Raw genomic sequence first — 26,628 nt, forward strand, 5'->3', positions numbered from 1 at the left:
TCACGAAGGCATGATTTATGTGGTCATGATTCGATTGATGCTGCGACGATTAACCAAGAATCGACGGAGATGGAACTCTAAAACTGCTTAACTAACTTTTACAAACACTTTCTATGATGATCATGCAAAGATTTTAGAAAAATTTTTAATGGGGCTCAATACGAATACATCGCGAGGGATTCCTGTGGGTCCTGCTCCTAGCATCGTTTTGGCCGAGGCAATTATGGGAGACATAGACAAGAAAATAGCGACTTTTACACGAGATTTCACTCGATGGGTTGATGACATCAGAATATTCTTCCCATCCAAGGAAAAAGCACAGTTTGTATTACATGAACTAACAAGATATTTGTATGGATCCCATAGACTTGTACTTTCAGATCAAAAAACTCGCATTATTACCGTTGAAGAATTTAAAGAAAAGTATAATAAGAGTGAAGAGAAAATCGAAAAAGAAGCAATTCTTCGTGGATTTGATGAGTATGTATGCAGTAAAAAAGTAGAGCTAAGTAGTCATTATCTTCCATTCTTAGAGGTAGACGAAGGTCCTTCGTCTATCGAGGATTTGAAAAATGATGAAAAATTTAAAGTTGTGACAGCTGCGTATGAAGAGTTACTTCAAAAAATCTTAAGTGAAAGATATCTCGACATAGGGCTTACCAGACATTTGCTCCGTCAAGCTTCAAATTATAGATATCGAAATTTAGTACCAATAATCTTGAATAATTTTGAGAAACTTTTGCCTGTTATCCGAGAAGTAATTATCTACCTCAATAGAGTTATTTCTGAAAAGCAAGTACAAAGCTATAAGAATATATTTGAATTTATTTTGTCTCAAAAGTATATTGAGCTACCATACATAAATATTTGGATTTTTCACTTCCTCCAAAATAAGCATTTCAATAAAATTAATCTTTCAATTAACTACGACTCAATTAAGCGGATTAGAGAAAAAGCTCTGATAGCAAAGCGTAAAGGTGATACAACCTGGGTAAAGGAATACAAAGATAGCTTAGATGTCTTGGGACCTTGGGATAAAAGGGCTGTTCTGTATACTGCTTCAATACTATCTCGGGATGAAATGACTCATTGGATCAATCTAGCCTCAGCGAGGGGAGACATTTTAGATAAAGCCATAGCATCATATTTAATAAGTGGTTCAGTACATCATCAGTTAGATAAGTAGATGCAAAATAGCTTTGCTTAAGTGCATAACAGTAAGTTACTCTTGCTGCAAGGAGTAGATAAAAGCTTTCACTGGAGCCACTGAGTTTGCTGACACTTCCTTATCAAGAATTGTTAAACAGCCAAAATCCGATCGCCTCCTCGGATAACCCTAGTAAAAATGAACCAATTAATACGGGATGCCGATCGCAGTTGAGGGATTAGCAGCGATAGAATCATTAAGGACTGTTTAGCGCTGCCCTTCATGTCTCAACGCTCCCGTTCTGCCAACCGCAAATCCACCGAGCCTACCAATGGACATCATCCATCCCAGGCGAAGTCAGTGGACCAAAACACTATTCGGATTCGGGGAGCCCGCCAGCACAACCTCAAGAACATCGACCTAGAACTGCCCCGCGATCGCCTCATCGTTTTTACCGGGGTGTCTGGGTCTGGCAAATCTTCCTTAGCGTTTGACACCATTTTCGCCGAAGGGCAGCGGCGCTATGTCGAGTCTCTCAGTGCCTATGCGCGGCAATTTTTGGGCCAAGTCGATAAACCCGACGTCGATGCGATCGAAGGACTCAGCCCCGCCATTTCCATCGACCAAAAATCTACCTCCCACAACCCCCGCTCCACCGTTGGCACCGTCACCGAGATTTACGACTACCTGAGACTCTTGTTCGGACGAGCCGGAGAACCCCACTGTCCCCACTGCGATCGCTCCATTGCCCCCCAAGCCATCGATCAGATGTGCGATCGCATCATGGAATTGCCCGATCGTACCCGCTTCCAAATTTTGGCTCCTGTGGTTCGGGGCAAGAAGGGCACCCATAAGAAACTGCTCTCTAGCCTCACCTCTGAAGGCTTTGTCCGAGTGCGGGTCAACGGCGAAGTGCGTGACCTCAGTGACTCGATCGAGCTAGAGAAAAACCAAGCCCACAACATCGAGATCGTGGTCGATCGCTTGGTCAAGAAACCTGACCTAGAAGAACGCCTAGTCGATTCGCTCACCACCTGCTTACGGCACTCGGAAGGTATCGCGATCATTGATATTCTGTCTGCCTCTGATGCTGAGTCTGGTACAGATTCCAACGTAGTGGCTCTCCCGACGGGGAAAAACGCAGCTAAAAATTCAGTGCCAGTAGCCGCAGAACCCGGTGGGCAGTACGGGCTACCACGAGAATTAGTGTTTTCAGAAAACTTTGCCTGCCCAGAACATGGTGCGGTGATGGAAGAACTGTCCCCTCGTTTGTTCTCCTTCAACTCTCCCTATGGTGCTTGCCCCAATTGTCATGGTTTAGGCAGTCACCGCACCTTTTCCGCAGATTTGGTAGTGCCGAATCCAGCCTTACCCGTCTATGCCGCGATCGCCCCTTGGTCGGATAAAGACAACACTTATTACCTCTCCTTGCTCTACAGCGTCGGAGAAGCCTTCGGTTTTGACATCCAAACACCCTGGAACAAGCTCACCCGCGAGCAGCAGCAGATCATCCTGAATGGCTCCAAAGACGCGATCAAAATTGAAGTGGATTCCCGCTATCGTGATCAGAAAAGCTACGTGCGGCGGTACGAAGGTGCCCTCAATATCCTGCAACGCCAGTACGAAGAAGCCAGTTCGGACCTCTACAAGCAGAAGCTAGAGCAATATCTGGTCGATCAACCTTGCGATGTTTGTCAAGGGCGACGGCTGAAGCCAGAATCGCTGAGCGTGCGGCTGGGCCAATACCAGATCAATGAGCTGACTGGCGTTTCTATTCAAGAATGCTTAAACCGAGTAGAAGGTTTGAAGCTGAGCGATCGCCAAGCCACAATTGGGGATTTGGTGCTGCGAGAAATCAAAGCTCGTTTGCAATTTTTGCTGGATGTGGGTCTAGATTACCTAACGCTCGATCGCACCGCCATGACTCTCTCTGGAGGAGAGGCCCAACGAATTCGTCTCGCTACGCAGATCGGATCGGGTCTTACAGGGGTGCTCTATGTCTTGGATGAACCTAGCATCGGCTTGCACCAGCGAGATAATGGCCGATTGCTCCGTACTCTCGACAAGCTTCGTACCCTGGGCAACACGCTGATTGTGGTCGAGCACGACGAAGAAACCATTCGCGCTGCCGATCACCTCGTAGATATTGGCCCTGGCGCGGGGATTCATGGCGGCCATATTGTTGCCCAAGGTAGCTTTGAGGACATTTTAGCGGCTCCTGATTCCTTGACAGGGGCTTACTTGTCGGGTCGCCAAGTGATTCACACGCCAACCGAACGCCGAGAAGGTAATGGCCGAGCTTTAAAGATTAAAAAGGCTTCTCGCAATAACCTCAAGCAGGTAAGTGTCGAAATTCCTTTAGGCGAATTAGTCTGCGTTACGGGTGTTTCGGGGTCTGGTAAATCCACCCTAATCAATGAGCTGCTCTATCCAGCGCTACAACACCATTTCGGCCATAAAGTTCCCTTCCCCAAGGAAATGGAAGCTCTAGATGGCCTGAATGCCCTCGACAAAGTGATTGTCATCGATCAATCACCGATTGGCCGCACTCCTCGTTCTAACCCTGCCACTTACACAGGCGCGTTTGATGTGATTCGGGATGTGTTTGCGGAGACGATCGAAGCCAAGGCTAGAGGTTACAAACCAGGGCAGTTCTCCTTCAACGTCAAAGGTGGACGCTGTGAAGCCTGCGGTGGTCAGGGGGTGAACGTGATCGAGATGAACTTCCTCCCCGATGTTTATGTGCAATGCGATGTCTGCAAGGGAGCCCGCTACAACCGCGAAACCCTCCAGGTGAAGTACAAGAACAAATCGATCGCCGATGTCCTCAATATGACCGTGGAGGAAGCCTACGAGTTTTTCAAAAACATTCCCCAAGCCTCTAACCGCCTACAAACTCTAGTTGATGTGGGTTTAGGTTATATCCGTCTCGGTCAAACCGCACCCACTCTCTCTGGCGGTGAAGCTCAACGAGTGAAACTAGCCACCGAGCTATCTCGCCGCGCCACAGGTAAAACTCTCTATCTAATCGATGAACCCACGACAGGGCTTTCGTTCTACGATGTCCACAAGTTGCTGGATGTGGTGCAGCGTTTGGTAGACAAGGGCAACTCGGTCCTCGTAATTGAACACAACCTGGATGTGATTCGCTGCTCCGATTGGGTGATTGACCTCGGTCCCGAAGGCGGCGACAAAGGTGGTGAAATTATTGCCGTGGGCACCCCAGAGGAGGTAGCAGAGAACGAGCGATCGCATACCGGACACTATCTCAAGCAGGTCTTAGAGCAATATCGCTCTCTCGCTCCTACAGAGTGAATCTTAGAGGGGATTTAAGACAACTATTTTTTGTCTAAAAGGGAGTGGCAAGCCTACATCCTCAAACTAGTTATGTCTGAATCTTGGACTCACGCCTATACCTCGACCAACGGCATCAAGCTGCACTACGTCACTCAAGGCGAAGGGCCGTTGATGTTGATGCTGCATGGCTTCCCGGAGTTTTGGTATTCCTGGCGCAAACAAATTCCGGAGTTTGCCAAGGACTACAAAGTCGTGGCGCTGGATCTGCGCGGCTACAACGATAGTGATAAGCCATCTGAGCAATCCGCTTATGTGATGGCGGAGTTTATCAAAGACATCAAAGGCGTGATCCAGGGCTTAGGGTACGACAAGTGCGTGCTAGTGGGACACGACTGGGGAGGCGCGATCGCCTGGAATTTCGCCTATGCCCATCCAGAACTGCTCGATCGCCTGATCATCCTGAACTTACCGCACCCAGCCAGGTTTGCCGAAGGACTCCGCACACCCCAGCAGTTGCTTCGCAGTTCCTATATCTTTTTCTTCCAATTACCTTGGCTCCCGGAGTGGCTGATCCAAGCGGGCGATTATCAACCGCTAGAGGCAGCTTTTAAGGGGATGGCAGTGCATAAAGATGCCTTTACCGCAGCGGACATACAAACCTATAAACAGGCAGTGGCTAAACCAGGTGCCCTCACCGCCATGCTGAACTATTATCGGAACGCCTTTCAGCAAGGGTTGTTTAAGCCAGATTGGGGAGTGCTAGAGGTGTCCACGCTCATGATTTGGGGCGAGGAGGATACGGCCCTAGGAAAAGAACTCACCTACGGAACAGAACAATATGTGAGAGATTTTCAGATTAAATATATTCCTGACTGTAGCCATTGGGTGCAACAAGAGCGGCCCCAGCTCGTAAATCAGTACATGCGTGAGTTTTTAGCCAAGAAGTAGTCTTAAGGGTGATTTACTATACCGGGAAAGCTTGTATACCAGTGGTCTGACCTTCAAAGGTAAAACGAAGTCATGAGTCAAGGAAACACCGAAGTTTGCTCTGCTTGTGGTGTCAAAATTTTGAGAATTCCGACTGGCGATCGCGTCTTGTTCTCTGTCGGCCCACCGGGGACTAGGGCAACGCTATGGGCTAGGGTTTGCCAATTTACTCAAAAACCAGGCTGCATCAACAAAGACAGAGATGCAGTCGGAGAGATGAAACCGAACGACTACTACCAAGCCGAACTATAGAAAAAGCGATCGCCCTCTTTGAAGCTAGGAGAGCGATCGCTTTTTAATTAGCAAACCTGGAGGGCAGCTCACGGTTGAATGCGCTATAACTACCACTTCAAGAGATTGAACTGTTCCATGTCCACCGTGTCACGGTTGCGGTAGATAGCTAGCACGATCGCTAGACCCACTGCTGCCTCTGCTGCCGCGATCGTAATCACAAATACTGTGAATACCTGACCTTTAATCTCTGCGGAGTCGAGGTAGTTCGAGAACGCCATCAAATTTAAGTTGACGGAGTTCAGCAGCAATTCGATCGACATCAATACTCGTACCGCGTTCCGGCTGGTGACGAGGCCATAAATGCCAATGCAAAAAAGAGCAGCCGCTAACAGCAAAAAGTATTCAAGTTGCATAAATCTCCTCACGGGTGACTAAACGAATCAACTAAAAGCTTAGAAATCAACACCATTCATGGAATAGGTAGGATTAAGGATCTAAGCGATCGCTGGGGGTCACTGGTCCTTCAGCACCCGATTGGGATGATTTAATTCGGCTCCCACTTAAAGCGGGAACTGCTTCTCTGGGCCGTTCTTGCAAGGTAAAAACTTGGCGTTGAGTTTGCGTAGTGGAGGTGTCGTCTGGTAGGAACTCACGGCGAGCTAGGATAATTGCGCCCACCAAAGCCATTAGCAGCAAGATCGAGGCCAATTCAAACGGCAGTAAAAAGTCACTGAAGAAGTGTTTGCCAATTACCACAATGGCATCATCTCCAGCACCAGGCGCAGTTGAGAGAGACCAAGGAGTTGAAAGCACCATGGTGCTGAGCAGGGCAAACAAGCTTACACAAACCAATCCGGTCAGTGCCTGACGCACCCAAGCGTTGGGCATAGGCTTAAAGTCTTCTCGCTTGTTTACCAACATGATGGCAAACAGAATCAAGACGTTGACGGCTCCCACATAAATGAGTACTTGAGCCGCAGCGACAAAGCCCGCATTCAGCAAAATGTACAGCCCAGCAATGCTGATGAACACACCACCAAGCAAGAAGGCTGAGTAAACGATATTAGACAGCAGTACCACACCAAGAGCTGCCCCAATCATCATCAGACCTAGCAGGCCGAATGAGACAATCTGAACTCCTTCCGCTAGATTCACTATCCTTTGATCTCCTTAGAATGCATGCGCGTCAAGCTAATTACGCTTGGGTCTTCTCAGAATTTTGCTCAAGCTGTTCCGAAATCTCTTCCGGGCGCTGGCCTGCTCGCTGGCTACCGGGGGGCAGATCATGAGGGTCCATGACACCTTTGGGTAAGTAAACCAGCTCTCGTAGCGGTGTCACCATTGGGTCATCTGTGACTTTATACGGCAAGCGACCTAGAGCCACGTTGTCATAGTTCAGCTGGTGGCGATCGTAGGTTGATAGCTCGTAGTCTTCCGTCATCGACAGACAGTTGGTGGGGCAATATTCCACACAGTTACCGCAGAAGATGCAAACTCCAAAGTCGATGCTGTAGTGCTTGAGCTGTTTCTTCTTAGTTTCTTTGTTAAATTCCCAATCTACGACTGGCAGGTTGATTGGACAAACGCGGACGCAGACTTCACAGGAGATACATTTGTCGTACTCAAAGTGAATCCGCCCTCGAAACCGCTCAGAGGGAATTAGTTTTTCGTAGGGATACTGGACTGTAATGGGTCGTCGGCGCATGTGGTCGAAGGTTACAGATAAGCCTTGACCAATGAAGCGAGCGGCTTGTACCGCTTCTTTGGTGTAGTCGCCAACTTGTTTGAGGAACTTGAGCATGGAGTCACCGTTCTTGAAGGATGAAGGATGGAGCTTGCTTCTTGAAGGGAGAGGGATGAAGTCAGGATACAGTTGGCTAACAATTCGATATCCAGCTTCATCCGAGGCTGTCTAAGCTGTAGTTTTAGCTACCCAACCTAGCCACCAAAGGCAAAGGGAAGGGTGAGCTTAAGGGCCGCAGTCAGTAATAAGTTCACCAAGCCTACAGGTAAAAGAAACTTCCATCCTAAGTCGAGGAGTTGGTCAATCCTTACCCGTGGTACTGTCCAACGCAGCAAGATCGCCAGGAAGATTAGGAAATAGGCCTTGAGCAGGGTCATGGTGATGCCCAAAGTTGCAGTGATAATTTGCAACCAAGGCGTCGTTTCGCTAATGCCGAACCAGTTGGAAATTAAACCCAGGGGAATGGGGGATTCCCAACCACCCAGGTATAGCACAGCGACGAAGAGGGCTGAGAGTACCAAGTTGACGTAAGAACCGAGGTAGAAGAGGCCAAACTTCATTCCGGTGTACTCAGTTTGATAGCCAGCGACCAGTTCTTCTTCCGCTTCTGGTAAGTCAAAGGGGAGGCGCTCACATTCAGCGAGGGCAGCAATCCAGAAAATTAAGAAGCCTACAGGTTGCCGCCAAATATTCCACCCTAGAATGCCGTAGCCTGCTTGTTGGTTGACGATGTCAATCGTGCTGAGGCTGTTCGACATCATCACGATCGCTAAGACCGACAAAGCCAGGGGAATTTCGTAGCTGATTGACTGAGCGGCTGCCCGCAGTCCCCCAATCAAGGAATATTTGTTATTCGAGGCATACCCGGCCATGAGCAGGCCAATGGGGGCAATGCTAGAGAGGGCAATCCAGAGAAAGACGCCAATGTTCAGGTCAGTGATTAGCAGATTCTGTCCGAAAGGCACGATTAGGTAGGACAGAAACACCGGAATCACGACGATCGCGGGTCCTAGGGTAAACAGGATAGGGTCGGCTTTGAGCGGAATAATATCCTCTTTCAGGACTAGCTTGAGGCCGTCAGCCACCGGAGCGAGGGCTCCCAAAGGACCAATGAACTCTGGGCCAATCCGTTGTTGGGCGGCGGCTGAGATTTTCCGCTCTAGCCAAACACAAGCCAAGACACCGACGGTAGCGCCTAGAAGCATCACAACCATCGGCAGGGGCAGCCAAACGAGTCTAGCAACATCGGCGGGTAAGCCTAGCTGCACAAGCGCTTGGATAAAACTTCCTTGTAGGTCAATTCCTGGATTCATGTTTTCAATAATGGCGATCGCTGAGTTCGTTCAACCAAATTAAAAGCTGCTGAGTGGGCAACTTTATAGTTTGTGGTCGCTGTCTAAATTCTCAATCCAGCAGCTAACTAGAATGGACTGATCACTTAAGTTTCTTTATGAAGAATGTTTGACTTCTACAGTGCCTAGTATATCGCTGGACGGGCTTGTCAGCGGTCTTAGCCATAAGAAGTTGTACCTATTAAAGCCCTAGCATCTTTAACTGAGGATGGCGGCTCTGCCCTCACTTCAACCCATCTAAAAATCTAATTTGCTAAAACTCTATGGATTCCATAGAAAATTTTTAGCGAGTTGTGAGAGGCGTACTTCCTGTGGGGGGCCTTTCACAACTCATTAGGAATTGCCATACAAAAAACCCCCAAACAACACGCTTGAGGGCTGGAGTTCCTGAAAATCGTCACTTTGCTTATCCTGACAAGCTTGATCCCGAACAGCAAGGGGGCATGACCCATCACTAGTGGATCTAGGGGGCGATCGCAGCTAAGTTATAGCGTTGATAGGGAAGAACAACTAGCGCTTTTCGATCGGAATGTAGGGCGCTTCGTGAGTCCCGGTATAGATCTGGGTGGGGCGGAAAATGCGGTTTTCGGCCAGTTGTTCTTTCCAGTGGGCCAGCCAGCCAGCTACCCGCGAGATGGCAAAGACAGGCGTAAACAAATCGGTGGGAATGCCCAATTTGCTATAAACCAGACCAGAGTAGAAATCAACGTTGGGGTAAATTCCCTTGGAACCCAGCTTTTCTTCTACAGCTCGCTCTAGCTCGATCGCGATGTCGTAGTATTTGTCTCGACCAAACTTCTCAAATAGCTGCTCAGCCAAGCTTTGCAGAATCGTGGCTCTGGGGTCTTTGACTTTGTAGACGCGGTGCCCAAAGCCCATAATTTTAGCTTTGCGCTCCAAAAGACCATCTAAGTAGGGACGGACATTGGCGACAGAGCCAATTCCTTCTAGCATCGAAACTACCTCTTCATTCGCACCACCGTGGAGGGGGCCTGCCAGAGTGCCAACAGCCGACGCAATGACTGCATAGGGGTCAGTCAGAGTTGAGGCTGTGACCATTGCTGAAAAAGTCGAAGCGTTGATCGTATGCTCGGCGTGTAGTGTCAGGCACACATCAAACACTCTTGCGGCTAGGGGATCTGGTTCCTGCTCATTCAGCATGTACAAGAAGTTAGCTGCGTAGTCTAAATCATCTCTGGGCTGAACTGGGTCGTTACCTTTGCGAATCAGTTCGAATGCTGCCACCATCGTAGGAATCTTGGCTAACAACCGTACCGCTGCCGCCCGAATATAAGCGGGGTTGTGCAGATCACGGCGAGAGTAGAACAAGCCCAAGGCAGCGGCTGAAGCTTGCAGAGCATCCATTGGGTGTCCGCTCTCTGGGAAGCATTTCATCATGTCCCGCACCCGGAATTTCACACGGCGGTGGTACTGAATTTCTTCTTTAAAGGCATCGAGTTCGGCTTTTGTGGGCAGTTCGCCCCAAATCAGCAAATAGGCAGTTTCCAGGAAGGTACTCTTTTCTGCGAGTTCTTCAATCCGGATACCGCGATATTCCAGAACACCGCGCTGACCATCAACGTAACTAATACTGGATTGGGTGGCAGGAATATTTTCTAGACCTGGCCGATACTCGCAGATAGACATGGCTCTACCGTCCGGTTGCTTAAGACATACTGAGGTTATATGGCGACAGGGTGCAGGGGTGGAACTCCTGCGTGAGAGCGGTGCCCTCATACCCCTGGTTCACAACCAATTTGTGAACGCTATATTTAGGCTAACTTACCAGAAAACCGCTAGGGAAGTGTTATAGCAAGAACTTCGGTGGGCTAAGCCAAAATAGAGAACTATTTGCGATCGCCTGACCCGAGCCAGGGATTGTTAGCCCAATCACTCCAGCCTTTTTTAATACCAACCCTTCGCGCGCTTGACCCCAAACCAGAGTTTCTGCCCAGTTGCCTAGATCCGGTTGATGCCCCACGATCGCCAAAGGAGCATCAGGGTGCGATCGCTGCCATTCCTCAAACCAGGCTAGCCAAGCTTCTAAGCTGCCATCAGGCGCTAAATAATCTGACACTTCCAGTTGAGCACTTAAGCCTTCAGCTTGCAAAATCTCTGCGGTTTGCTGTGCCCGCACCAGAGGGCTCGTGAGAATCAAGTCAAATTGCAGCTTGAGTTCAACCAAGCGCTTGGCAACTTGGCGAGTTTTGCGACGACCCTCCTCAGTTAGGGGGCGCTCCTCATCGCGAGCATAGGTGCCCCGCTCCGCTGCAATGCCGTGACGAATGATGTAGAGGTCAGACATAGAAACTTTTCCGATTCAAGGCCCCTCTCTTCGCAGGAGAGGGGTTTGGGGCGAGGTTAGCTCAACTAAATAAACGTATCTTCTGGATTCACCAGCCGCAGCAGCTTTTGCTTAATTTGGGCATCAAAGACTTCCCATTTCATCTTGGCGTATTCAGCATTTTCGTTGAAGCCAGAGAGAAATCCCATTGGAATTTCAAACCCGCCTGCGGTGAAGCGACCACCCCCAAAAAAACGGCCTTGGGCATCTTGACCAAAGGCTTCTTTAATAAACTCGTCGGGGTCGAGAGTAATCTTGCTCGTTCGCAAGGAGCCAATCACAACTTCGAGTTCTTCGTCCTCATCGTGGACAATGCCATAAACCATGGCAGTATGGACGTTCTCCTCTGTGACCAAAAAGTCGGCAGCTTGCGGAATGGCATCGCGATCATCGTAGCGTAAGTAACCCACCCCAGCGATTGAGAAGTTATTTTGCACAATCCGGTTGCGGAGCGATCGCTCAATCACGTCCATCACCCGCTTGGAGCGAGCGGACTGAAGGACTGCGTTGAGCAACTGGGTGTCGTAGAACCGACTCAAATAAGCGGCTGCGAGAAAGTCTTCCTCTTGCGCCTGCATTAGGGTGTTGGTGTCGGAGCGCAGGCCGTGCATTAGGGCAGTCGCGCACTTGACATGCTGACTAATGCTGCTGTCAAGGTTCAGTAAGCCTGCTTGGAGATAGTGGGCGCAAATAGTAGCTGTTGCCCGCGTATGAGGGCGAATATCAGAGAATTCTGGATTCAATCCACCCTGCATGCTGTGATGGTCGATTACCACCGTCACTGGGATGCCTGCCTGTTGTACTAATGTCAGGAGTTGGCTAGTTGTACCTTGGTTATCAATTAGGGCACAACCTTGATAAACCGATAAATCTTTGGTTTTAGTACTTTGCACCGTCCAGCGCTGCACAGGTAGATTAGTCAGCTTCACTAAGGCAATATTTTCTTGGTGGCTGAGCGTCCCTGCATAAACAATTTCACATTGAATGTTGTACTGCTCAGCAATCAGTTTGTAGGCCCAAGCTGAAGAGAGGGCATCTGGGTCGGGAAAATCTTGCAGGATGATCAGCTGGCGTTCGCCTTGATGCCGCTCTAAATTTTGGCGGAGCGCTTCTACTTTTTGATCCTTGGAATCTAACAAGCGTTGGGCTTGGCGATCGCCAACATTTGGGATGGCTCGAACCTCTGGATACTCAACTGCTGGATATTCGACAGACTTGGCTTCCACAATGGTTTCTGCTGCTGATTCTGAGTTTAGAACGATATTGTTGCGAGACCTAAGCGAGTTAGATGACATACTGGCACAAAGTTGGGTCTAGAAGTCTCGTATCCCAATCGCGGCAATGCTACAAACTGGCAGAAATCAGCGATTGAGCCGTTGATCTGTACACCTTGATCTTCGCAAAAAACTCGTAGAACGACATACTGCTCGCAGAGTATCTACGAAGCAGTAGAGGTGAGCGCTTCACCCACAGATAATGGGCGGGGTACGCCTCTCTCAACCCATCTGGGATTGCTAGATCAGCAATTAAAAACCCCGCGCTTACTTGCACACGGGGGTCAGATACCAATTACATATTTACGCCATTCCTGATGTCCGCCGTTCTTGACATGCTTTGTGACTTCAAAGTACAGGCCACTGTGAGGCTTGCGCGGTGGATAGTCTAGAGGCATATTGGCTTCTTTGGGAGTGCGGTTGCCTTTTTTGACATTACAACGAACACAAGCAGTCACAATATTTTCCCAACTGTCATCCCCGCCGCGCGATCGCGGAATCACATGATCGAGGGTTAGGTCATCACCTGTGTAGCCACAGTATTGACAAGAGTGACTGTCTCGGTGGAGGATATTTCGTCGTGTGAGTGGAATTTCCTTGTAAGGCACCCTGACATAATGCCGCAGCCGAATCACCGTTGGCAGTGGAAAATCAGAGTAGACACATTTGCCGTTGTGTTCTACCTGTTCTGCTTTGCCTTTGAGAAGTAAAACGATCGCCCGTCGCCAGCTCGTAATGTTGAGTGGTTCGTAGGAGGCGTTTAGCACCAGAACCTTGCTCATTGATGGTTGACAGAGAGAATATTTTCACAGATAGTAACACAGCTCACATCTGCTCTGCCGCGTCTAGCGGGATCAAGCCTAACTTAGGCAGCCTCAATGCCAGAAGCGGTTTTTCTACCTACCAAAAGATAAGTTTTCATCTCTCCCCTACCCTTAATCGGAATTTCGCCACGCTCAATAAATAAATACTTGTCTTGCAAACATTGGTAAGTGCTAGCTGTGACTTGAATGCAGCCCGCTAGACCTTCCGATTCCATGCGGCTGGCAATGTTAACTGTGTCGCCCCAAAGATCATAGATAAACTTCTTGATGCCAATCACGCCTGCGACGACTGGGCCTGTATTAATGCCAATGCGAATGGGAAAGATTTCGTGCTGCTCTAGATTGAGTTGGGCGATCGCGGTTTGCATATCCAGGGCCATCTCGGCGATCGCTTCAGCGTGATTAGCACAGGGGATGGGCACACCCCCTACGGCCATGTAGGCATCGCCAATGGTTTTGATTTTTTCGAGGCCGTGGCGTTCGGCTAAGCGGTCAAAAGCAGAGAAAATTTGATTGAGTAGATTGACCAGTTCAGTGGGTGAGATGCGAGCCGCAAGCTGAGTAAAGTTGACGATGTCGGCAAAGAGTACCGTCACGTCTGGGAAGCTATCCGCGATCGCCCCAGAATTTTGTTTCAGTTTTTCCGCGATCGATGGGGGCAGAATGTTGAGCAACAACTCTTCGGCCTTGGCTTGCTGTAACCGCAGAGCTGCTTCGAACCGCTTGCGATCGGTGATGTCGGCAACAGTGCCTTCGTAGTAGAGGAGTTTCCCTTTGGCATCGCGTACCGCTCGGGCGGTCTCGGAAATCCAAATTAGGTTGCCGTCTCGCCGATAGACTTCCGATTCAAACCGGGACACCACTCCCTCTTGTTCTAAAGCCAGAATAAATTCTGTGCGGCGATCGGGTTCTATATAAAGCTGCTCAGCACTGGTGAGGTTAGCGATCAAATCTTCTGAGCTGCTATAGCCATAAATTCTTGCTAGGGCTGGGTTGGCGCTGAGGTAGTTGCCATTGGGTGCAGTTTGAAAAATCCCCTCCAACGAGTTCTCAAAAATGCTGCGGTATTTTTCTTCCGCCAAGCGCAGTGCTTCTTCAGCGCGTTTACGTTGCAGAACAGAGCCGAGTTGAGTGGCGACCGCTGACACCAGTTCCACTAAACCTCGGTCTTCTTCCCGCGCTTCAAACATAAAGAAAACGAGGATTGCTAGTACTTCACCTTCTGCGGTAATGGGCACGCCAAAGCCTGCTTTGAGACCCACCTCTAGGGCAATGTGCACTCGTAAAAAGTGCTGATACGCCTCTTGAGAAACATCCTGAATCCACTCTGGTTGTTTGGAGAGCCAAACTCGTCCTGGTAAGCCTGCTCCTAAGGGAAAGGTGAAAGCTTCACTGAGGCGGCGGAAGTCTCGCATGATTGGAGAATTGCTGTACCAAGCAGGACTGAGTTCCAACGCAACTCGCTCTGGGCAGGAAATCCAGGCTTCCCCATAATCCCAATCCGTGGCTTCACAAACTTTGCTGAGAGCGACTTCGAGAGCCGTGGCGAAATCCTCGGCTTCGCTAATTGCCTGAGTGACGTTTTGCAGCAATTGGACGGCTGTGGCTGCTTGTTTACGCTTCGTGATGTCGTAAAGCGTGCCAGATAGTCCTACAACTCGCTCTTTGGCATCTAAGGTGGCTTGAGCTTCTAGCTCCATCCAGCACAGCTTGCCGTCTTTGGTCAGCAGCCGTACTTCAGCGCGATAGTCCGGGGCCTGCTGAGTCATCAAGCGCTGAAATTGCTGCCGATGATAAGGGCGATCTTCCGGGTGAATGTAGCTGAGAAAATGCTGGCCTAGACTTTCTTCTACGGCAAATCCAGCGATCCTGCTCCATGCAGGATTCAAAAACTGCCAAACTCCTGCCCCATCAGTTTGGAAAATCACTTCTTTGATGTTGTCTACCACCAGCCGATAGTTTTCCTGGCTGTGACGCAGTTGCCACTGGGACTTGCCCAACGCCTCTAGCATTTGGTTAATCGCAGATCCCAAATTAGACAATTCATCGGAGCCGAGAGACGCGACTCGCAACGAGAAATCTCTAGATGAGCTAATCTTGCTGACTTCACCCATCAGGTGGCCTAGCCGCCGTAGCACCAGTCGCTCTAGCAGCAGCAGTGTGCCAATGCCGAATCCTAAACCAATAATGAGCAAGGTTAGGAGCAGATAACGTTGGCTGGCTTGCCCTTGCTGATAAATTCGTCTCGGTAACTCTACGCGCAAGAGAATGGCTGGTTTGCCGTTGAGGTCGTTGATGAGGGTATAGCCTGCGATCGCCTCTGAGCTTAAGGGCTGAACAAAAATGCGATCGCTATTTTTAGAAGGAGCTTGAGTGCTGAGGCTGGTTCTGGCAGTCGCTAGATCAGGAGGTAGCTGCGGAGCATCAATGCGATAAGCCGTGAGCGAAAGATGAGTAATATTAGCCAGGCGTTGAACCGTAGCGCTGTCTAAGTAGCGCCCCATCAGGAGAGTACCTTGTGCAGGCCCCTTGCCTTCCCCAGTCAAAATTAAGCTGGAGGCAACCAGCATGGGGCCTTCTGGCATCAGCACGACCCCTGATAGCCGATTTGTGGTGCTAGGCGGCTGTAGCAGGGAAGGATGAGCCGCTAAGTAGCTCTGAATGCTAGGCGGAATCGCGGTGAGTTGCTGAGTTTTCGAGTCGAAGCTTTTGCCAAAGATGGTTTTCCCTGAAAGCTGAGTGTAGAGCATCAGGTTGACTTGAAGGCGGGTGATCGTAGCTGCATTGAGGTTGGCGGTGAGGTAGGTGCTGTTGCCATCCTGCACAAATTGATAAGTATCGTTCCACTCAGCCCAGTCATGGACGGTGAAGTTCAGTTTGTCAATTTCTGCTTCAAAGGCATCGATCGCCCGCTCGACGTTGCGTTGTGTATCTTCTGCTTCTAGCTTGGCAAAACTACCCAGCAAAATGGTGGAGGAGCTAGTGTAGAGACCTCCTACCAGGCCCACTAGAGCCACGCTAATCAGTAGCAGAGTTCGCTGGCGCAGTTTCATTGAATTCCCTTCACAGAATTCGGCATTATTGACTCTTGCATCAGATTTCTCTCCGCTTCAGGCGTAGTAGCCTCTGATACTTTCTGGCGGCAGCTTCAAACTCAACCATGATTTCGCTTGCCTCGCTGTATAAGCCTGAGGAAACTCAGCATACGTTTACCTCTATCTCAAATCAATATCCTGAACTGCGTCTTTGTCTCAGTAAAACTGCTGAATTTGTTCATAACTTCTTCATTTAGGCTCTGTACTTAAAGTTATTTTGTTTGTCTTAACGGAATGGTGCTGCTGCTTGGTGGAGAGTTCAGACAAACTTGTGACAATCCGGCGCACTGGTTACACTGCTGGTAAATTTTATTAACTCGTCTTGACTCCTAGCTTTAGAGAGGGCCGAGGTGGGGGACTAAAACGCTACGGTGCGGTAAGTCTATTCGGACGATGCGCCTAGAGTCGTAGAGCTGAAGTGGTGTGAGTGGAAGGAGGGTAAGGAATATGTTGAGCTGGGAGCCAGATTTAAGAACTGCCTCTATACAACGTGAGGTGCCGAGAGAACCTCTGTGTGAGCGGGCTTGGGTAGAAGTAGATTTGAGTGCCTTGGCTTACAACATTCGGCAGCTTAAGAGTTTGCTAGCGCCCAAAACAGCGCTAATGGCAGTGGTGAAAGCAGATGCTTATGGCCACGGTGCGGTGACTGTGGCGGAGACGGTGTTACAGCATGGTGCGGCTTGGTTAGGAGTCGCCACAATTCCCGAAGGCATTGCCCTGCGAGAAGCAGGCATTGAAGCACCCATTTTGGTTTTAGGGGCGACTTACAGCCCAGAGCAAATCCGCGCGATCGCCCACTGGCAGCTGCAACCCACGCTGGGTAGCCCCAAACAGGCATTGGTGTTCTCAGAAACTCTGAGTGATATGTCCCATCCTCAACCCTTACCTGTCCATATCAAGCTGGATACGGGAATGTCTCGTTTGGGTACTCCTTGGCAACAGGCGATCGCATTTGTGCAATTAGTAGAGCGCTTACCCCATTTAAAGATCGCCAGCATTTACTCGCATTTAGCAACTGCTGATAGCCCCGACCCTACGATCATGCGGTTGCAACAGGAACGATTCGAAGCCGCGATCGCGCAACTGCAAGCCACAGGAATAGCTTTACCTCGGCTGCATCTTGCCAACTCTGCCGCAACCCTGAGCGATGCCAACTTGCATTACGACTTAGTGCGGGTCGGCCTAGCGATGTATGGTCTCTATCCCGCTCCTCATCTGCAACCTGTAGTAGACCTAAAGCCAGCGCTGCAAGTGAAGGCGCGAGTTACCCAAGTGAAAACAATCCAGCCAGGTACAGGAGTCAGCTACAGCCACAAGTTCGTCGCTGACCGAGAAATGATGATCGCGGTGGTGGGGATTGGTTATGCCGATGGAGTACCGCGCAATCTGTCCAATCAGCTCACAGGTCTAATCCGGGGGCGACGGGTGCGGCAGTTGGGCGCGGTGACAATGGACCAACTCATGATTGATGTGACGGGTATTCCCCATTTAGAGGCTGGGGAAGTGGTAACACTGTTGGGGCAAGATGGCCGCGATCGCATTACTGCTGATGATTGGGCCACCACTCTCGGCACGATTTCTTGGGAAATTCTTTGTGGGTTTAAGCATCGTTTGCCACGGGTCGCTGTAGGACAAAGCTAGGTGTCCGGTGTACTACCAAAAACCGGGTAGATCTTCTTGGGGTAACTCGCGATCGCCAAACTTGGAAGGAGGGCGATCGCTACTCCAAGCCCACCAAGCATAACCACATTGGCATTGGTAAAACTCTTGCCATTTGCGACGATGGTTTTCGGTATACACGGGCGATCGGCGGTTAAGCCAAACTTGTTGGGCATCTAGGCTGGGTGCATGACATTGAGGACAATGAAACTCATGGGCGTGTGTGGCGGATTGAGTCCAGTCAGGCGCAATGGGATCGAAAGCGTCCATGCCAAAGGTTGTTGAGATTAACTGTTTATTATTAACGCGATTGTCCTGCTGTTTCCCAGAGGAAATTAAATTTGTCGGCTCACTGACAGTAAATCTTAAAGTTTCAGGGAATTCCGATCTGGATCGCCCTACTTAAGGTTTCACTAGAACCGAAGTGCTATTTTCTATAGACTTCTGGGCAACTTTATCAGTGGACTGTGATATTTCTGTCAAGCAGGGAATATTGCTGCTAACTCTGAATTGAAGAGATTTTGACGAGTCAACCTGCACCATCAGCAGACGAACTAAGCCTATGAGCTACCTAAACCTACTTTCTTTTCTCGGCATTTTTGGTCTCTGTGCGGTCGCTTGGCTATTCTCTGAAAACCGGAGCCTACGTGTTTTTCCTTGGCGGGTGGTGATAGCAGGCATTCTATTGCAACTCGTGCTGGGAGCCTTGGTGTTTCTGTTTCCTCCTACTAGAGCGGCACTCCAAGGATTTAGTAGTTTATTAGATAGTGTCTTTTTGGCCGCAGATACGGGGGCGAGCTTTGTCTTCGGCAAAAACCTCGTACCCTTGCCTACCAGACCTGCGGATGTCAATTTAGGCTACATTTTTGCCTTTCGCGCCTTGCCCACAGTTATCTTCTTTTCTGGCTTGATGGCCTTGCTCTACAACATTGGCGTCATCCAGGTTATTACTAATATTTTTGCTAAGGTTTTTTACGCAGTCATGCGCCTGAGCGGGGCAGAGGCCCTGAGTGGAGCTGCTAATATCTTCGTCGGCATTGAGGCGGCGATCGTGGTGAAGCCTTACCTGCCCAAAATGACGCGCAGTGAACTCTGTGCCATTCTGTCTTGCTGTTTTGGCACCGCTGCTTCCTCGACCTTGGCGATCTACGTTAGCTTCCTGCGGCCTGTCTTCCCCAACATTCTGGGACACCTGGTTTCAGCCTCGATTATTGCCATTCCTGCTTGCTTTGTCCTGTCCAAGATCTTAGTGCCAGAAACCGAAGTTCCCTTGACAGCGGGCGGCATTCCGATGGAGTCAAAAGCCACGACCCGGAAAGAAGCAGCGGTTGTAGAGTCAGATTTTGAGGACGCACCTAAGCATGAAACGGTAGGTGGAGAGCCGATCGAGCGCGTTAGCCCAATGGACGCAGCTATTGTGGGGGCGTTAGATGGGGTCAAAATGGCGGTGGCGATCGCCGCAGTGCTGATCCTGATCTTGGGTTTAGTCTCCTTAATTAACCAAATTTTTGCTGCATTAGCTGCTATTCCTGGCCCCATTGGGCAAATTTTCAGTGTGGTGACGCTGGCTAATATCGAGGGTGTGCTCTTCTTGCCGCTCACCTTTTTGACGGGCGTTTCCTTAGATTGGAATGAGCTGTGGCAATCCTCGGTAATTATTGGCCGCAGACTGCTAGAAACAGCGATTCCCCCTTATCAAGCATTGGCGACGGCAGCTGCTTTACCCGGAGCAGAGCGGGTGATTAGCGATCGCGCTGTTTTGATTATTAGCTATGCGCTATCTGGCTTTGCTCACTTGGCTTCAGTGGGAATCTTTGTGGGAGGCACGATCGCCCTGATTCCGTCTCGCCGCAAAGATATTTCCGAACTGGGTTGGAAAGCGTTATTTGTCGGCACCTTAGCGACCATGATGATCGCAGCAGTGGCAGGTGTCTTTTACCAAGAAGGGAATGGCAGCATCTTAGGCGACCAACCTCCAGCGATCACTGCGCCAGCCGTAACCCCTGGTGCCTCGCCGACAGCATCCCCCACTAGCCCAGCTACTACGGTAGCCCCAAGCAGCCCCAGCGCTACCACTCCAGCAACTGCACCAGCCACAACCGCACCAGCCACAACCGCACCAACGACATCCCCAGCGGCTAGTCCTACCGCGACTACTCCCCCCGTAACTAGTTCTCCCACGGCCAGCCCTAGAGTTCAGGCTGCGCCTCAAACTGCGCCAACTGCAACAACTCCACCTACGACCGCGCCCGCAGGAACAACACCAGCTACCAGAGCTACCCCATCGGCTTCTCCCCGTCCTTAATGGGTAAGAGGGGCGATCGCTCGAGCAATAACTTGTAAAATCGGGACATGATGAATCCTGACCCCGAAGTTCGCCGCCTCCTAGATATCATGCCTGCCTCCGGGCGGATGCTCTGCCGCATTGTGAACAAACCGGATCAATCGCGGGTGATTGACTATTCCTATCCGGTACCTTGGTCGCCCAATCGCCCAGTCTTCATCAACTTTGACCTGTGGAGCCAGTTGTCTCGCCCGCAACGGGATTTGACGTTGTTGCGAGCGGTGAGCTGGTTGATTGGCATTAAGTGGTTCAAGCCAGACCTCTATCGCGGTTTAATTGCCGTTGGCTTGGTGGGGGCGGGTGTAGAAGCGGTGCAGGGAGATGCGGTAGGGCTGTTGATGGCAGGAGGACTAGCGGCGATCGCAGGCACCCAGATCTGGCGCTCGACTCAAAGTTCCCAGCGAGAACTCGAAACGGATGAAGCCGCGATTCGAGTAGCTTTGCGTCGAGGCTATACAGAAGCAGAAGCGGCTCGTCATTTGTTGAGCGCGATCGAAGCAGTGGCTCAAATCGAAGGCCGACTCCAATTGAGCTTTACAGAACTAGTTCGTTGCCAGAATTTACGAGCGATCGCAGGTTTGTCTCCTGTCGCCACACCAGAAACCTTAAGGCAAGAATAGCCCCAGTTATCACTGCTTCAAGCAGTGGTAGAGCTGATAGCTGTACCCATTTACCCCAGAATTTAGCTTGGGGTCAACCGCACATCCTTGGGTTTGTAGAGAACTGGGCAACGCTGATTCTGAACTGGTGTAGAAGTTCACGAGCCACAAATCGAAAGGTCGGGGAAGATCGGCCAAGTTTTGCTGGAGAACTTCGGCTGATTGTTGGCAGGCGGTTTGCTTAGGATTACAAGTCTGGTGCGCCAACAAAAACTGAGGCAAGTCTTTGGTGGAATTGTCTGACGCACTATCATGCCAAAATTCCCAGGCTAGTCCCATTAGTTCTCCTGTTTGCACATGGGTATTATGCGTTGTGGCAATCAGCGTCGGTACTTGGGATGTGGCTCGAATCACAGGAGCCAATAGGTCGGGACGGTAATATTTGCGGTAGCCCAAATTATTAGTGACGGTCAAACCGCTTAAAACTCCCATCAACAACACGGCAAGAATGGCTGGTTTGCCATATTTTTTGAAGGGAAGCCAGGTGCGTTGTGGAGTTGAGGAGGGATGCTCTGTCGGGGTGCGATTGGCAGAAGCCGAGTTCCAAACAGCCGCTAAACTGGCACCAACCAGAGCCATAACCCCTGGAAAGTACATAAAGTTGTACCGAGCGCCACGGGTCAGGTCAGTGCCCAAGCCGTAGGTAATCGCAAAGATCAGCGCGATCGCTCCCAGCACAAATCCTGCCAAAACCTGTACTCCTGGGCCAACTTCCTGACTATGCCATTGAGCTTGGAAACCCTGATGCAAAAGGGGCATGGCCCAGATGAAATAAATGATCATGATTACCCCAGAGGCGATCACAATCGGTAGCAGTTCCGCTTCCACAGGTAAGAGAGATAGCATGGTGATCCAGGCGGCTAAGGCTTGAAAAATGGGGCCAATCCAAGCCATGAGATTCCAGCGATCGCTCGTTTCAATCCACTCGGTCAGGTCGCTGCCATAGACAGATTGCAAGGCTGGTAGCCAAATTAAACCACCTACGATTGTGCCAGCTACCACTGCGTAAATGCGTCGCCAGTAAGGTCGTAACCAAGCGCCTGGGTCTTGGCGGCTCTGAGTGATCGCTTGTCCAATCAAGAAAAAAGCTTCAGCAAATAGTGTCAGACCAAAAAAATAGTGCGTGGCAATGCCCAAACTGTTTACCACCACCCAAGCCAAGCCGATCCAAATGGGCAAACGACGGCGATCGCGGAGAAATTGGGTAGCAACGACGAAACAACTAAGCGACGCAATCACCCATAAAATCGAGAGGGTGTAGTGTCGGGCTTCTTGCGCTAGAAACAGTCCATAGGGAGACACCGCCATGATCATCGCTGCTAACTGCCCAGCCAAGCGAGAACGGAAAGCGAGCCAACCCAAGCCAAACATGGCGGGAATAGAAACAACTCCCAGCAAAGCAGGCAGCGATCGCCCCACCCAAATCGAGACCAAGCCGTTTTCTGGAGAAAATAGCTGCATCCATAGATGCGCCAAGACAAAATATAAAGGCGGATGGGTGCTCTCACTCATCAGGTGTTGCAGCACCCCATCAATGCCTGCGGTTGGGTCAGGTTGCAAAGGCTCTAGGAGACGGCGGATGGTAATGACTTGATCGAGGGGAACCGTACGAAAGCTATTTCCCAAACTGAAGACCAAGGTGGAAAATTCATCGGTCCACAATGCCTTATTAGCCAAGTGGTTAAAGCGTAGTGCCGCACCCAGCAAGATCCACCCCAACAACAAACAGGGATGCAGCCAACGACTATGGGAAAGAGCCTTCAATCAACACCGCCTCAGCGAGCTAAAGGGGTAAAACCATCAAAATCGGGAAAGCCAGAATAGTATAATGGCTTTTCTATGAAGTGCGCTCCTCAGGTTTATGCATAACTTTCTGCCCATCGCTTACTTTAGAAACCAGTTCGTGCCCTTTGGTGAAGCTAACCTCTCCATTGCAACTCATGCCCTACATTACGGAACTGGTGCGTTTGGTGGCTTGAGAGGCATTCCTGATCCTCAGAATGATCAGCAGTTCTTGTTGTTCCGCTTGGATGCTCACTGCAAGCGATTAAGTAATAGCGCTAAGTTTCTGCATTACGATTTACCAGCCGATAAAATTCAGCAAATTCTAGTTGATTTTGTCAAAAAAAATAGGCCGACTACTTCTTTTTATATTCGTCCGTTTGTTTATACTTCTGACTTAGGTATCGCTCCTAGACTGCACAATATTGAAAAAGATTTCTTTGTTTACGGCTTAGAGTTGGGAGATTATTTATCTCCTGAAGGCGTGAGCTGCCGCATTAGTTCTTGGTATCGCCAAGAAGACCGTAGTTTACCGCTGCGGGGCAAAATTAGTGGCGCTTACATTACCTCTTCTTTGGCGAAGACTGAAGCAGTAGAATCTGGCTTTGATGAAGCGATTTTGATGAACTCTCAAGGCAAGGTCAGCGAAGCCTCGGGCATGAATATCTTTGTGGTGAGGAATGGCAAAATCATCACCCCAGGATTTGATCAAGATATTCTGGAAGGCATCACTAGAGACAGTGTCTTGACGATCGCGCGTGATTTAGGAATTGAAGTAATTGAGCGATCGCTGGATAAATCAGAATTGTTTGCGGCGGATGAAGTATTTCTTAGCGGTACTGCAGCTAAAATTACGCCCGTCCAGCGGGTGGAGAATTACCACTTATCCACAGAGAGACCCATTACGGAAAAGCTGAGAGAGAAGCTAACTGCCATTACCGAAAATCGTGACCCTAAATATCAAGATTGGGTCTTTCCGATTGCTGTGTAATCTGCCTGGCAACAAAAAACCCCCAGCCATAGCCAGGGGTCACAATCAGGGTGCATCTACCACTCCTTGTTTCACGACTACGTGACAATGATCCGGAAAGTTTCTTGAGATAGAGCGATCGCGGTTGCAGATTCACTACACTGTCGGCATATAACTGCATCCAGGAGGAAATTTGATGCGAACGCTGTCAGTAGACATTGGTGGTAGCGGTGTAAAGGTGATGGTGTTGGACGAGGCGGGCCATGCACTCACGCAGCGATCGCGGGTGGAAACCCCCCAACCTCCTATTCCGGATGCCGTGATTGTGGTGATCGCCCAGTTGACCGAGGGCCAAGGCGAGTTCGATCGCGTTTCGGTAGGTTTTCCGGGTGTAGTGCGTAACGGAGTGACAGCAACGGCGGTGAATCTTGACCCTAGCTGGATCGGGTTTGATTTAGCAACTGCGTTGTCTCAGCGCCTAAGTAAGCCTGTGCGGGTTGCGAATGATGCCGATATGCAAGGCATGGGGGCGATCGTAGGTAAAGGGGTAGAGTTAGTGATCACTCTGGGTACTGGCTTTGGCTCGGCTTTGTTTGTCAATGGTCAACTCGTGCCTAATTTGGAAATGGGGCATCATGAGTTCCGCAATGAGGAAACCTACGAGCAACAGTTAGGCCGAGAAGCACTCGATCGTGTGGGTAAGAAAAAGTGGAACCGTCGATTGGAGAAGGCGATCGCGTCTTTGGAGCATTTGTTTAACTACGATGCTCTCCATATCGGAGGCGGCAATACCGACAAAATCGCGATCGAGTTACCAGCCAATGTCAAAGTTGTGCCCAATGTGACTGGTCTATTTGGTGGCATCGCTTTGTGGCGTGATGCCTCTGAAGGCAACCCAGATCAACCATCCTAACTCTAGCGAAACATGCTCAAACCAGTTCTGCTTCTACTGGTCTCCAACATCTTCATGACCTTCGCTTGGTATGGTCATTTGAAGGATCTAAAGGCGGCTCCACTTTGGATTGCCATTGTTGTCAGTTGGGCGATCGCTTTTTTTGAATACTGTTTCCAGGTGCCCGCCAATCGGCTCGGTGTGACCTACTTCAGCCTGCCCCAGCTAAAAGTGTTGCAGGAAATTATCACGATGCTGGTGTTTGCAGGGTTTAGTGTGGCTTACATGAAGGTGCCTCTAACCCGCAACTATTTTTTCGCCGCAATGCTTCTAGCAGGGGCAGCCTACCTAATTTTCAGCGAAAAACCACGATAAAAACGCTAGAGCCAGCATTAATGAACTGTACTGTTAGCTCTTCAACGGTGTCATGACTTCAAAATTTCTATGAAATAGCTCTACGCTGGCAGCCTAATCAGTGAATGACCTAACTATTGCACATAGATCAGCCAGTTTTGGTGAGAACATATACAACATACAAGACTGCTAATGATAGAACGAACTTAAGCCAAAATGCCAAACTATTCCATGCAAAACCTTGAAAAATCCACCAAACCCACAAACAAGCAATAGATAAAATTAGTATTAGAAGCAATGGAGCAAAATAGGGGGCAATGCGCGAGATCAACCGGAACTTAGAAGAAATTTTTGATAGTTCGAGAAGATTTAAGGGGCAAGAGCGTTCTCCATTCAAAACGAACGCAAGAATACTAGTTTGGTTCTCTTTATCGAGAGGTTTTTCATGCCCTCCCTTGTAATAGTAGACCTCTTCTGTACGCTCATCATCAAAATAGAAACCATCAAATCCACCAGTGCCAACATCTTTCATTCCAAGTCCACGTAGACCACTGCACAGAATTCCAACTGGCCAATCCCAACAACTTCTATCATTTCGTAGCTCTTTAAGCTGCCCTGAATCAAAACGATCTTGCCAAGGATACTCACGAGGTAGCATACTGCCTGCTAAGTAGATTCGATTAAATCTCATGGCTGACACTCTTTTCAGACTTTCCCCGAGAATGTATGTCCCGTTGCTATGACCAATGAAGTGGAATTCTGTTTTGGGATTTAGAGCAAAGTGATAACTATACTGATCTTGAAACCAGCGAATGTTTTGCCGCCTGAGCCAAGGAAAGAAGAAATTAAAAGCAGAAAAATAACCATATGTAGAGCAAACTACTGCAATTTTCTCATTGGAAAACTTCTCAATGTGCTCTTCCAACTGCCTAGCCCAACCACTGTTGCTATCGCGTATACCATGTATAACAAAAACAGTTGTGGTTTCAGATGTGCTTTCTCCAGAGTCAACTGTAACGCTACTGCTGAATTCTGAAGGAATCTGCTCAAGTTTTTGAGGATTATATTGTAAAATCGCCCATTTTAATAATTTATAGCGTAGTTCCCATTCTTCAAGTGCCTGAGAACTTGGTCCTTGAGGGCGGTACAGATTGTCATGATTCGCCTCAGGAATATCAAACTGTACACCATTGGGAAATTGCTGAATGTCGATGCTATCTTCCCTCTTAACAATGCCATCTTGGGTGCCAAGAAGCTGGATCATTACTGGTTCTTTTCCCTTAAACCCTGAAAAGTAGCGAATCCAGCTAATTCTCAGGTTGGTAATAAAAGGAGCTCCTTTAGCAGTCTCTCCCAGAATTGGTAGCCAACCTGTGACACTTGATAAGTCCACAATTTTTGACACTAAAAAGTTATTAGGCTCAAACCCTCGATTCGTCGATGCAAGTAGGACAAAGCGACTAACTTTTTTTATCCAGGGAATTTCACTTTTGACGCTTTCTGGGTAAGCTCCTGCTGCTACTAAATAGGCTTGTCTTGCGATTAATCCACCAAAGCTATAGCAATCCTAATCAAGTTGTAAGGATAAGGAGAAGTTATTAGGCTGAGAGAAGGACTCGTAACTAACTCACAAGAAATGGATTCACTCCAGCAATTCATTGCCACCACCA

Annotated in this window: 22 protein-coding genes; 10 read left to right on the plus strand and 12 right to left on the minus strand. The window is 49.4% G+C overall.

From position 1 onward, the window contains the following. Positions 1 to 184 precede the first annotated feature (184 nt). The 4 genes from H6F68_RS00355 (at position 185) to H6F68_RS00370 (ending at position 5,683) form a co-directional block, all read left to right on the plus strand. Positions 185 to 1,186 (plus strand): RNA-directed DNA polymerase, encoded by a 1,002-nt coding sequence (locus tag H6F68_RS00355; protein WP_190555721.1) that lies wholly within the window; start codon positions 185 to 187, stop codon positions 1,184 to 1,186. Positions 1,187 to 1,429: 243 nt separating this feature from the next. Further along, positions 1,430 to 4,462: an excinuclease ABC subunit UvrA gene (uvrA, locus tag H6F68_RS00360; protein ID WP_190555722.1), complete on the plus strand. Its 3,033-nt coding sequence runs from the start codon at positions 1,430 to 1,432 to the stop codon at positions 4,460 to 4,462. A gap of 72 nt (positions 4,463 to 4,534) precedes the next feature. Then, a complete protein-coding gene (locus tag H6F68_RS00365) occupies positions 4,535 to 5,392 on the plus strand; it encodes an alpha/beta fold hydrolase (protein ID WP_190555723.1) in 858 nt (285 codons plus the stop codon). 72 nt (positions 5,393 to 5,464) lie between these two features. After that, positions 5,465 to 5,683, plus strand: coding sequence for a hypothetical protein (locus H6F68_RS00370; RefSeq protein WP_190435680.1), 219 nt, complete (start codon positions 5,465 to 5,467; stop codon positions 5,681 to 5,683). Positions 5,684 to 5,772: 89 nt separating this feature from the next. On the opposite strand, the gene nuoK is transcribed toward H6F68_RS00370, so the two are convergent. The 9 genes from nuoK to H6F68_RS00415 form a co-directional block, all read right to left on the minus strand. After that, entirely contained in the window at positions 5,773 to 6,078 is a 306-nt protein-coding gene (gene nuoK / locus H6F68_RS00375; RefSeq protein ID WP_190435677.1) for an NADH-quinone oxidoreductase subunit NuoK, read from the minus strand. 73 nt (positions 6,079 to 6,151) lie between these two features. Then, the gene (locus H6F68_RS00380) at positions 6,152 to 6,820 is read right to left on the minus strand and encodes an NADH-quinone oxidoreductase subunit J (RefSeq protein WP_190555724.1); all 669 of its coding nucleotides are present in this window, start codon (positions 6,818 to 6,820) and stop codon (positions 6,152 to 6,154) included. A gap of 40 nt (positions 6,821 to 6,860) precedes the next feature. Beyond that, positions 6,861 to 7,466 (minus strand): NAD(P)H-quinone oxidoreductase subunit I, encoded by a 606-nt coding sequence (gene ndhI / locus H6F68_RS00385; protein ID WP_190435669.1) that lies wholly within the window; start codon positions 7,464 to 7,466, stop codon positions 6,861 to 6,863. A 137-nt stretch (positions 7,467 to 7,603) separates the two neighbouring features. Further along, complete coding sequence (gene nuoH / locus H6F68_RS00390; protein WP_190435666.1) at positions 7,604 to 8,722, minus strand: NADH-quinone oxidoreductase subunit NuoH; 1,119 nt, start codon at positions 8,720 to 8,722, stop codon at positions 7,604 to 7,606. A 549-nt stretch (positions 8,723 to 9,271) separates the two neighbouring features. Next, positions 9,272 to 10,408, minus strand: coding sequence for a citrate synthase (locus H6F68_RS00395; protein ID WP_190435663.1), 1,137 nt, complete (start codon positions 10,406 to 10,408; stop codon positions 9,272 to 9,274). Between the two features lie 160 nt (positions 10,409 to 10,568). Next, positions 10,569 to 11,066: a phosphohistidine phosphatase SixA gene (gene sixA / locus H6F68_RS00400; protein WP_190555725.1), complete on the minus strand. Its 498-nt coding sequence runs from the start codon at positions 11,064 to 11,066 to the stop codon at positions 10,569 to 10,571. A gap of 65 nt (positions 11,067 to 11,131) precedes the next feature. Next, a complete protein-coding gene (locus tag H6F68_RS00405) occupies positions 11,132 to 12,400 on the minus strand; it encodes a bifunctional oligoribonuclease/PAP phosphatase NrnA (RefSeq protein WP_190555726.1) in 1,269 nt (422 codons plus the stop codon). Positions 12,401 to 12,663: 263 nt separating this feature from the next. Continuing rightward, complete coding sequence (locus H6F68_RS00410; RefSeq protein WP_190435653.1) at positions 12,664 to 13,161, minus strand: HNH endonuclease; 498 nt, start codon at positions 13,159 to 13,161, stop codon at positions 12,664 to 12,666. A gap of 83 nt (positions 13,162 to 13,244) precedes the next feature. Then, positions 13,245 to 16,256 (minus strand): adenylate/guanylate cyclase domain-containing protein, encoded by a 3,012-nt coding sequence (locus tag H6F68_RS00415; protein WP_190555727.1) that lies wholly within the window; start codon positions 16,254 to 16,256, stop codon positions 13,245 to 13,247. Between the two features lie 489 nt (positions 16,257 to 16,745). On the opposite strand from H6F68_RS00415, the gene alr reads away from it, so the two are divergent. Then, a complete protein-coding gene (gene alr, locus H6F68_RS00420; RefSeq protein ID WP_190555728.1) occupies positions 16,746 to 17,939 on the plus strand; it encodes an alanine racemase in 1,194 nt (397 codons plus the stop codon). A 12-nt stretch (positions 17,940 to 17,951) separates the two neighbouring features. Here the strand turns inward: alr and H6F68_RS00425 are convergent, their stop codons facing one another. Next, the gene (locus tag H6F68_RS00425) at positions 17,952 to 18,227 is read right to left on the minus strand and encodes a hypothetical protein (protein WP_190555729.1); all 276 of its coding nucleotides are present in this window, start codon (positions 18,225 to 18,227) and stop codon (positions 17,952 to 17,954) included. 292 nt (positions 18,228 to 18,519) lie between these two features. On the opposite strand from H6F68_RS00425, the gene H6F68_RS00430 reads away from it, so the two are divergent. Next, positions 18,520 to 20,262, plus strand: a complete 1,743-nt coding sequence (locus tag H6F68_RS00430) for a NupC/NupG family nucleoside CNT transporter (RefSeq protein ID WP_190555730.1) — start codon at positions 18,520 to 18,522, stop codon at positions 20,260 to 20,262. 47 nt (positions 20,263 to 20,309) lie between these two features. Continuing rightward, on the plus strand, positions 20,310 to 20,921 hold the full coding sequence (locus H6F68_RS00435) for a DUF3318 domain-containing protein (protein WP_242065280.1): 612 nt from the start codon (positions 20,310 to 20,312) through the stop codon (positions 20,919 to 20,921). A gap of 9 nt (positions 20,922 to 20,930) precedes the next feature. On the opposite strand, the gene H6F68_RS00440 is transcribed toward H6F68_RS00435, so the two are convergent. Then, positions 20,931 to 22,724, minus strand: a complete 1,794-nt coding sequence (locus H6F68_RS00440) for a glycosyltransferase family 39 protein (RefSeq protein ID WP_190555731.1) — start codon at positions 22,722 to 22,724, stop codon at positions 20,931 to 20,933. Positions 22,725 to 22,821: 97 nt separating this feature from the next. Here H6F68_RS00440 and H6F68_RS00445 point away from each other — a divergent pair, with 97 nt between their 5' ends. The 3 genes from H6F68_RS00445 (at position 22,822) to H6F68_RS00455 (ending at position 24,979) form a co-directional block, all read left to right on the plus strand. Continuing rightward, a complete protein-coding gene (locus H6F68_RS00445; RefSeq protein WP_190435633.1) occupies positions 22,822 to 23,733 on the plus strand; it encodes a branched-chain amino acid transaminase in 912 nt (303 codons plus the stop codon). A gap of 175 nt (positions 23,734 to 23,908) precedes the next feature. Continuing rightward, positions 23,909 to 24,625, plus strand: a complete 717-nt coding sequence (locus tag H6F68_RS00450; protein ID WP_190555732.1) for an ROK family protein — start codon at positions 23,909 to 23,911, stop codon at positions 24,623 to 24,625. A gap of 12 nt (positions 24,626 to 24,637) precedes the next feature. After that, positions 24,638 to 24,979, plus strand: a complete 342-nt coding sequence (locus tag H6F68_RS00455) for a DMT family protein (protein WP_190555733.1) — start codon at positions 24,638 to 24,640, stop codon at positions 24,977 to 24,979. Between the two features lie 127 nt (positions 24,980 to 25,106). Here H6F68_RS00455 and H6F68_RS00460 read toward each other — a convergent pair whose 3' ends face one another. Then, a complete protein-coding gene (locus H6F68_RS00460) occupies positions 25,107 to 26,363 on the minus strand; it encodes a hypothetical protein (RefSeq protein ID WP_190555734.1) in 1,257 nt (418 codons plus the stop codon). Between the last annotated feature and the right edge of the window lie 265 nt (positions 26,364 to 26,628).

The organism is Trichocoleus sp. FACHB-262, from assembly GCF_014696035.1.
In the GTDB taxonomy this organism is placed as follows: domain Bacteria; phylum Cyanobacteriota; class Cyanobacteriia; order FACHB-46; family FACHB-46; genus Trichocoleus.

Coding starts and splice junctions, on each gene's coding strand:
- alr (WP_190555728.1), top strand. CDS start 16,746: ATGTTGAGCTGGGAGCCAGATTTAAGAACTGCCTCTATACAACGTGAG.
- H6F68_RS00445 (WP_190435633.1), top strand. CDS start 22,822: ATGCATAACTTTCTGCCCATCGCTTACTTTAGAAACCAGTTCGTGCCC.
- H6F68_RS00435 (WP_242065280.1), top strand. CDS start 20,310: ATGATGAATCCTGACCCCGAAGTTCGCCGCCTCCTAGATATCATGCCT.
- H6F68_RS00365 (WP_190555723.1), top strand. CDS start 4,535: ATGTCTGAATCTTGGACTCACGCCTATACCTCGACCAACGGCATCAAG.
- sixA (WP_190555725.1), bottom strand. CDS start 11,066: ATGTCTGACCTCTACATCATTCGTCACGGCATTGCAGCGGAGCGGGGC.
- H6F68_RS00455 (WP_190555733.1), top strand. CDS start 24,638: ATGCTCAAACCAGTTCTGCTTCTACTGGTCTCCAACATCTTCATGACC.
- H6F68_RS00430 (WP_190555730.1), top strand. CDS start 18,520: ATGAGCTACCTAAACCTACTTTCTTTTCTCGGCATTTTTGGTCTCTGT.
- H6F68_RS00405 (WP_190555726.1), bottom strand. CDS start 12,400: ATGTCATCTAACTCGCTTAGGTCTCGCAACAATATCGTTCTAAACTCA.
- H6F68_RS00450 (WP_190555732.1), top strand. CDS start 23,909: ATGCGAACGCTGTCAGTAGACATTGGTGGTAGCGGTGTAAAGGTGATG.
- nuoK (WP_190435677.1), bottom strand. CDS start 6,078: ATGCAACTTGAATACTTTTTGCTGTTAGCGGCTGCTCTTTTTTGCATT.
- H6F68_RS00370 (WP_190435680.1), top strand. CDS start 5,465: ATGAGTCAAGGAAACACCGAAGTTTGCTCTGCTTGTGGTGTCAAAATT.
- H6F68_RS00395 (WP_190435663.1), bottom strand. CDS start 10,408: ATGTCTATCTGCGAGTATCGGCCAGGTCTAGAAAATATTCCTGCCACC.
- H6F68_RS00410 (WP_190435653.1), bottom strand. CDS start 13,161: ATGAGCAAGGTTCTGGTGCTAAACGCCTCCTACGAACCACTCAACATT.
- ndhI (WP_190435669.1), bottom strand. CDS start 7,466: ATGCTCAAGTTCCTCAAACAAGTTGGCGACTACACCAAAGAAGCGGTA.
- H6F68_RS00425 (WP_190555729.1), bottom strand. CDS start 18,227: ATGGACGCTTTCGATCCCATTGCGCCTGACTGGACTCAATCCGCCACA.
- nuoH (WP_190435666.1), bottom strand. CDS start 8,722: ATGAATCCAGGAATTGACCTACAAGGAAGTTTTATCCAAGCGCTTGTG.
- uvrA (WP_190555722.1), top strand. CDS start 1,430: ATGTCTCAACGCTCCCGTTCTGCCAACCGCAAATCCACCGAGCCTACC.
- H6F68_RS00415 (WP_190555727.1), bottom strand. CDS start 16,256: ATGAAACTGCGCCAGCGAACTCTGCTACTGATTAGCGTGGCTCTAGTG.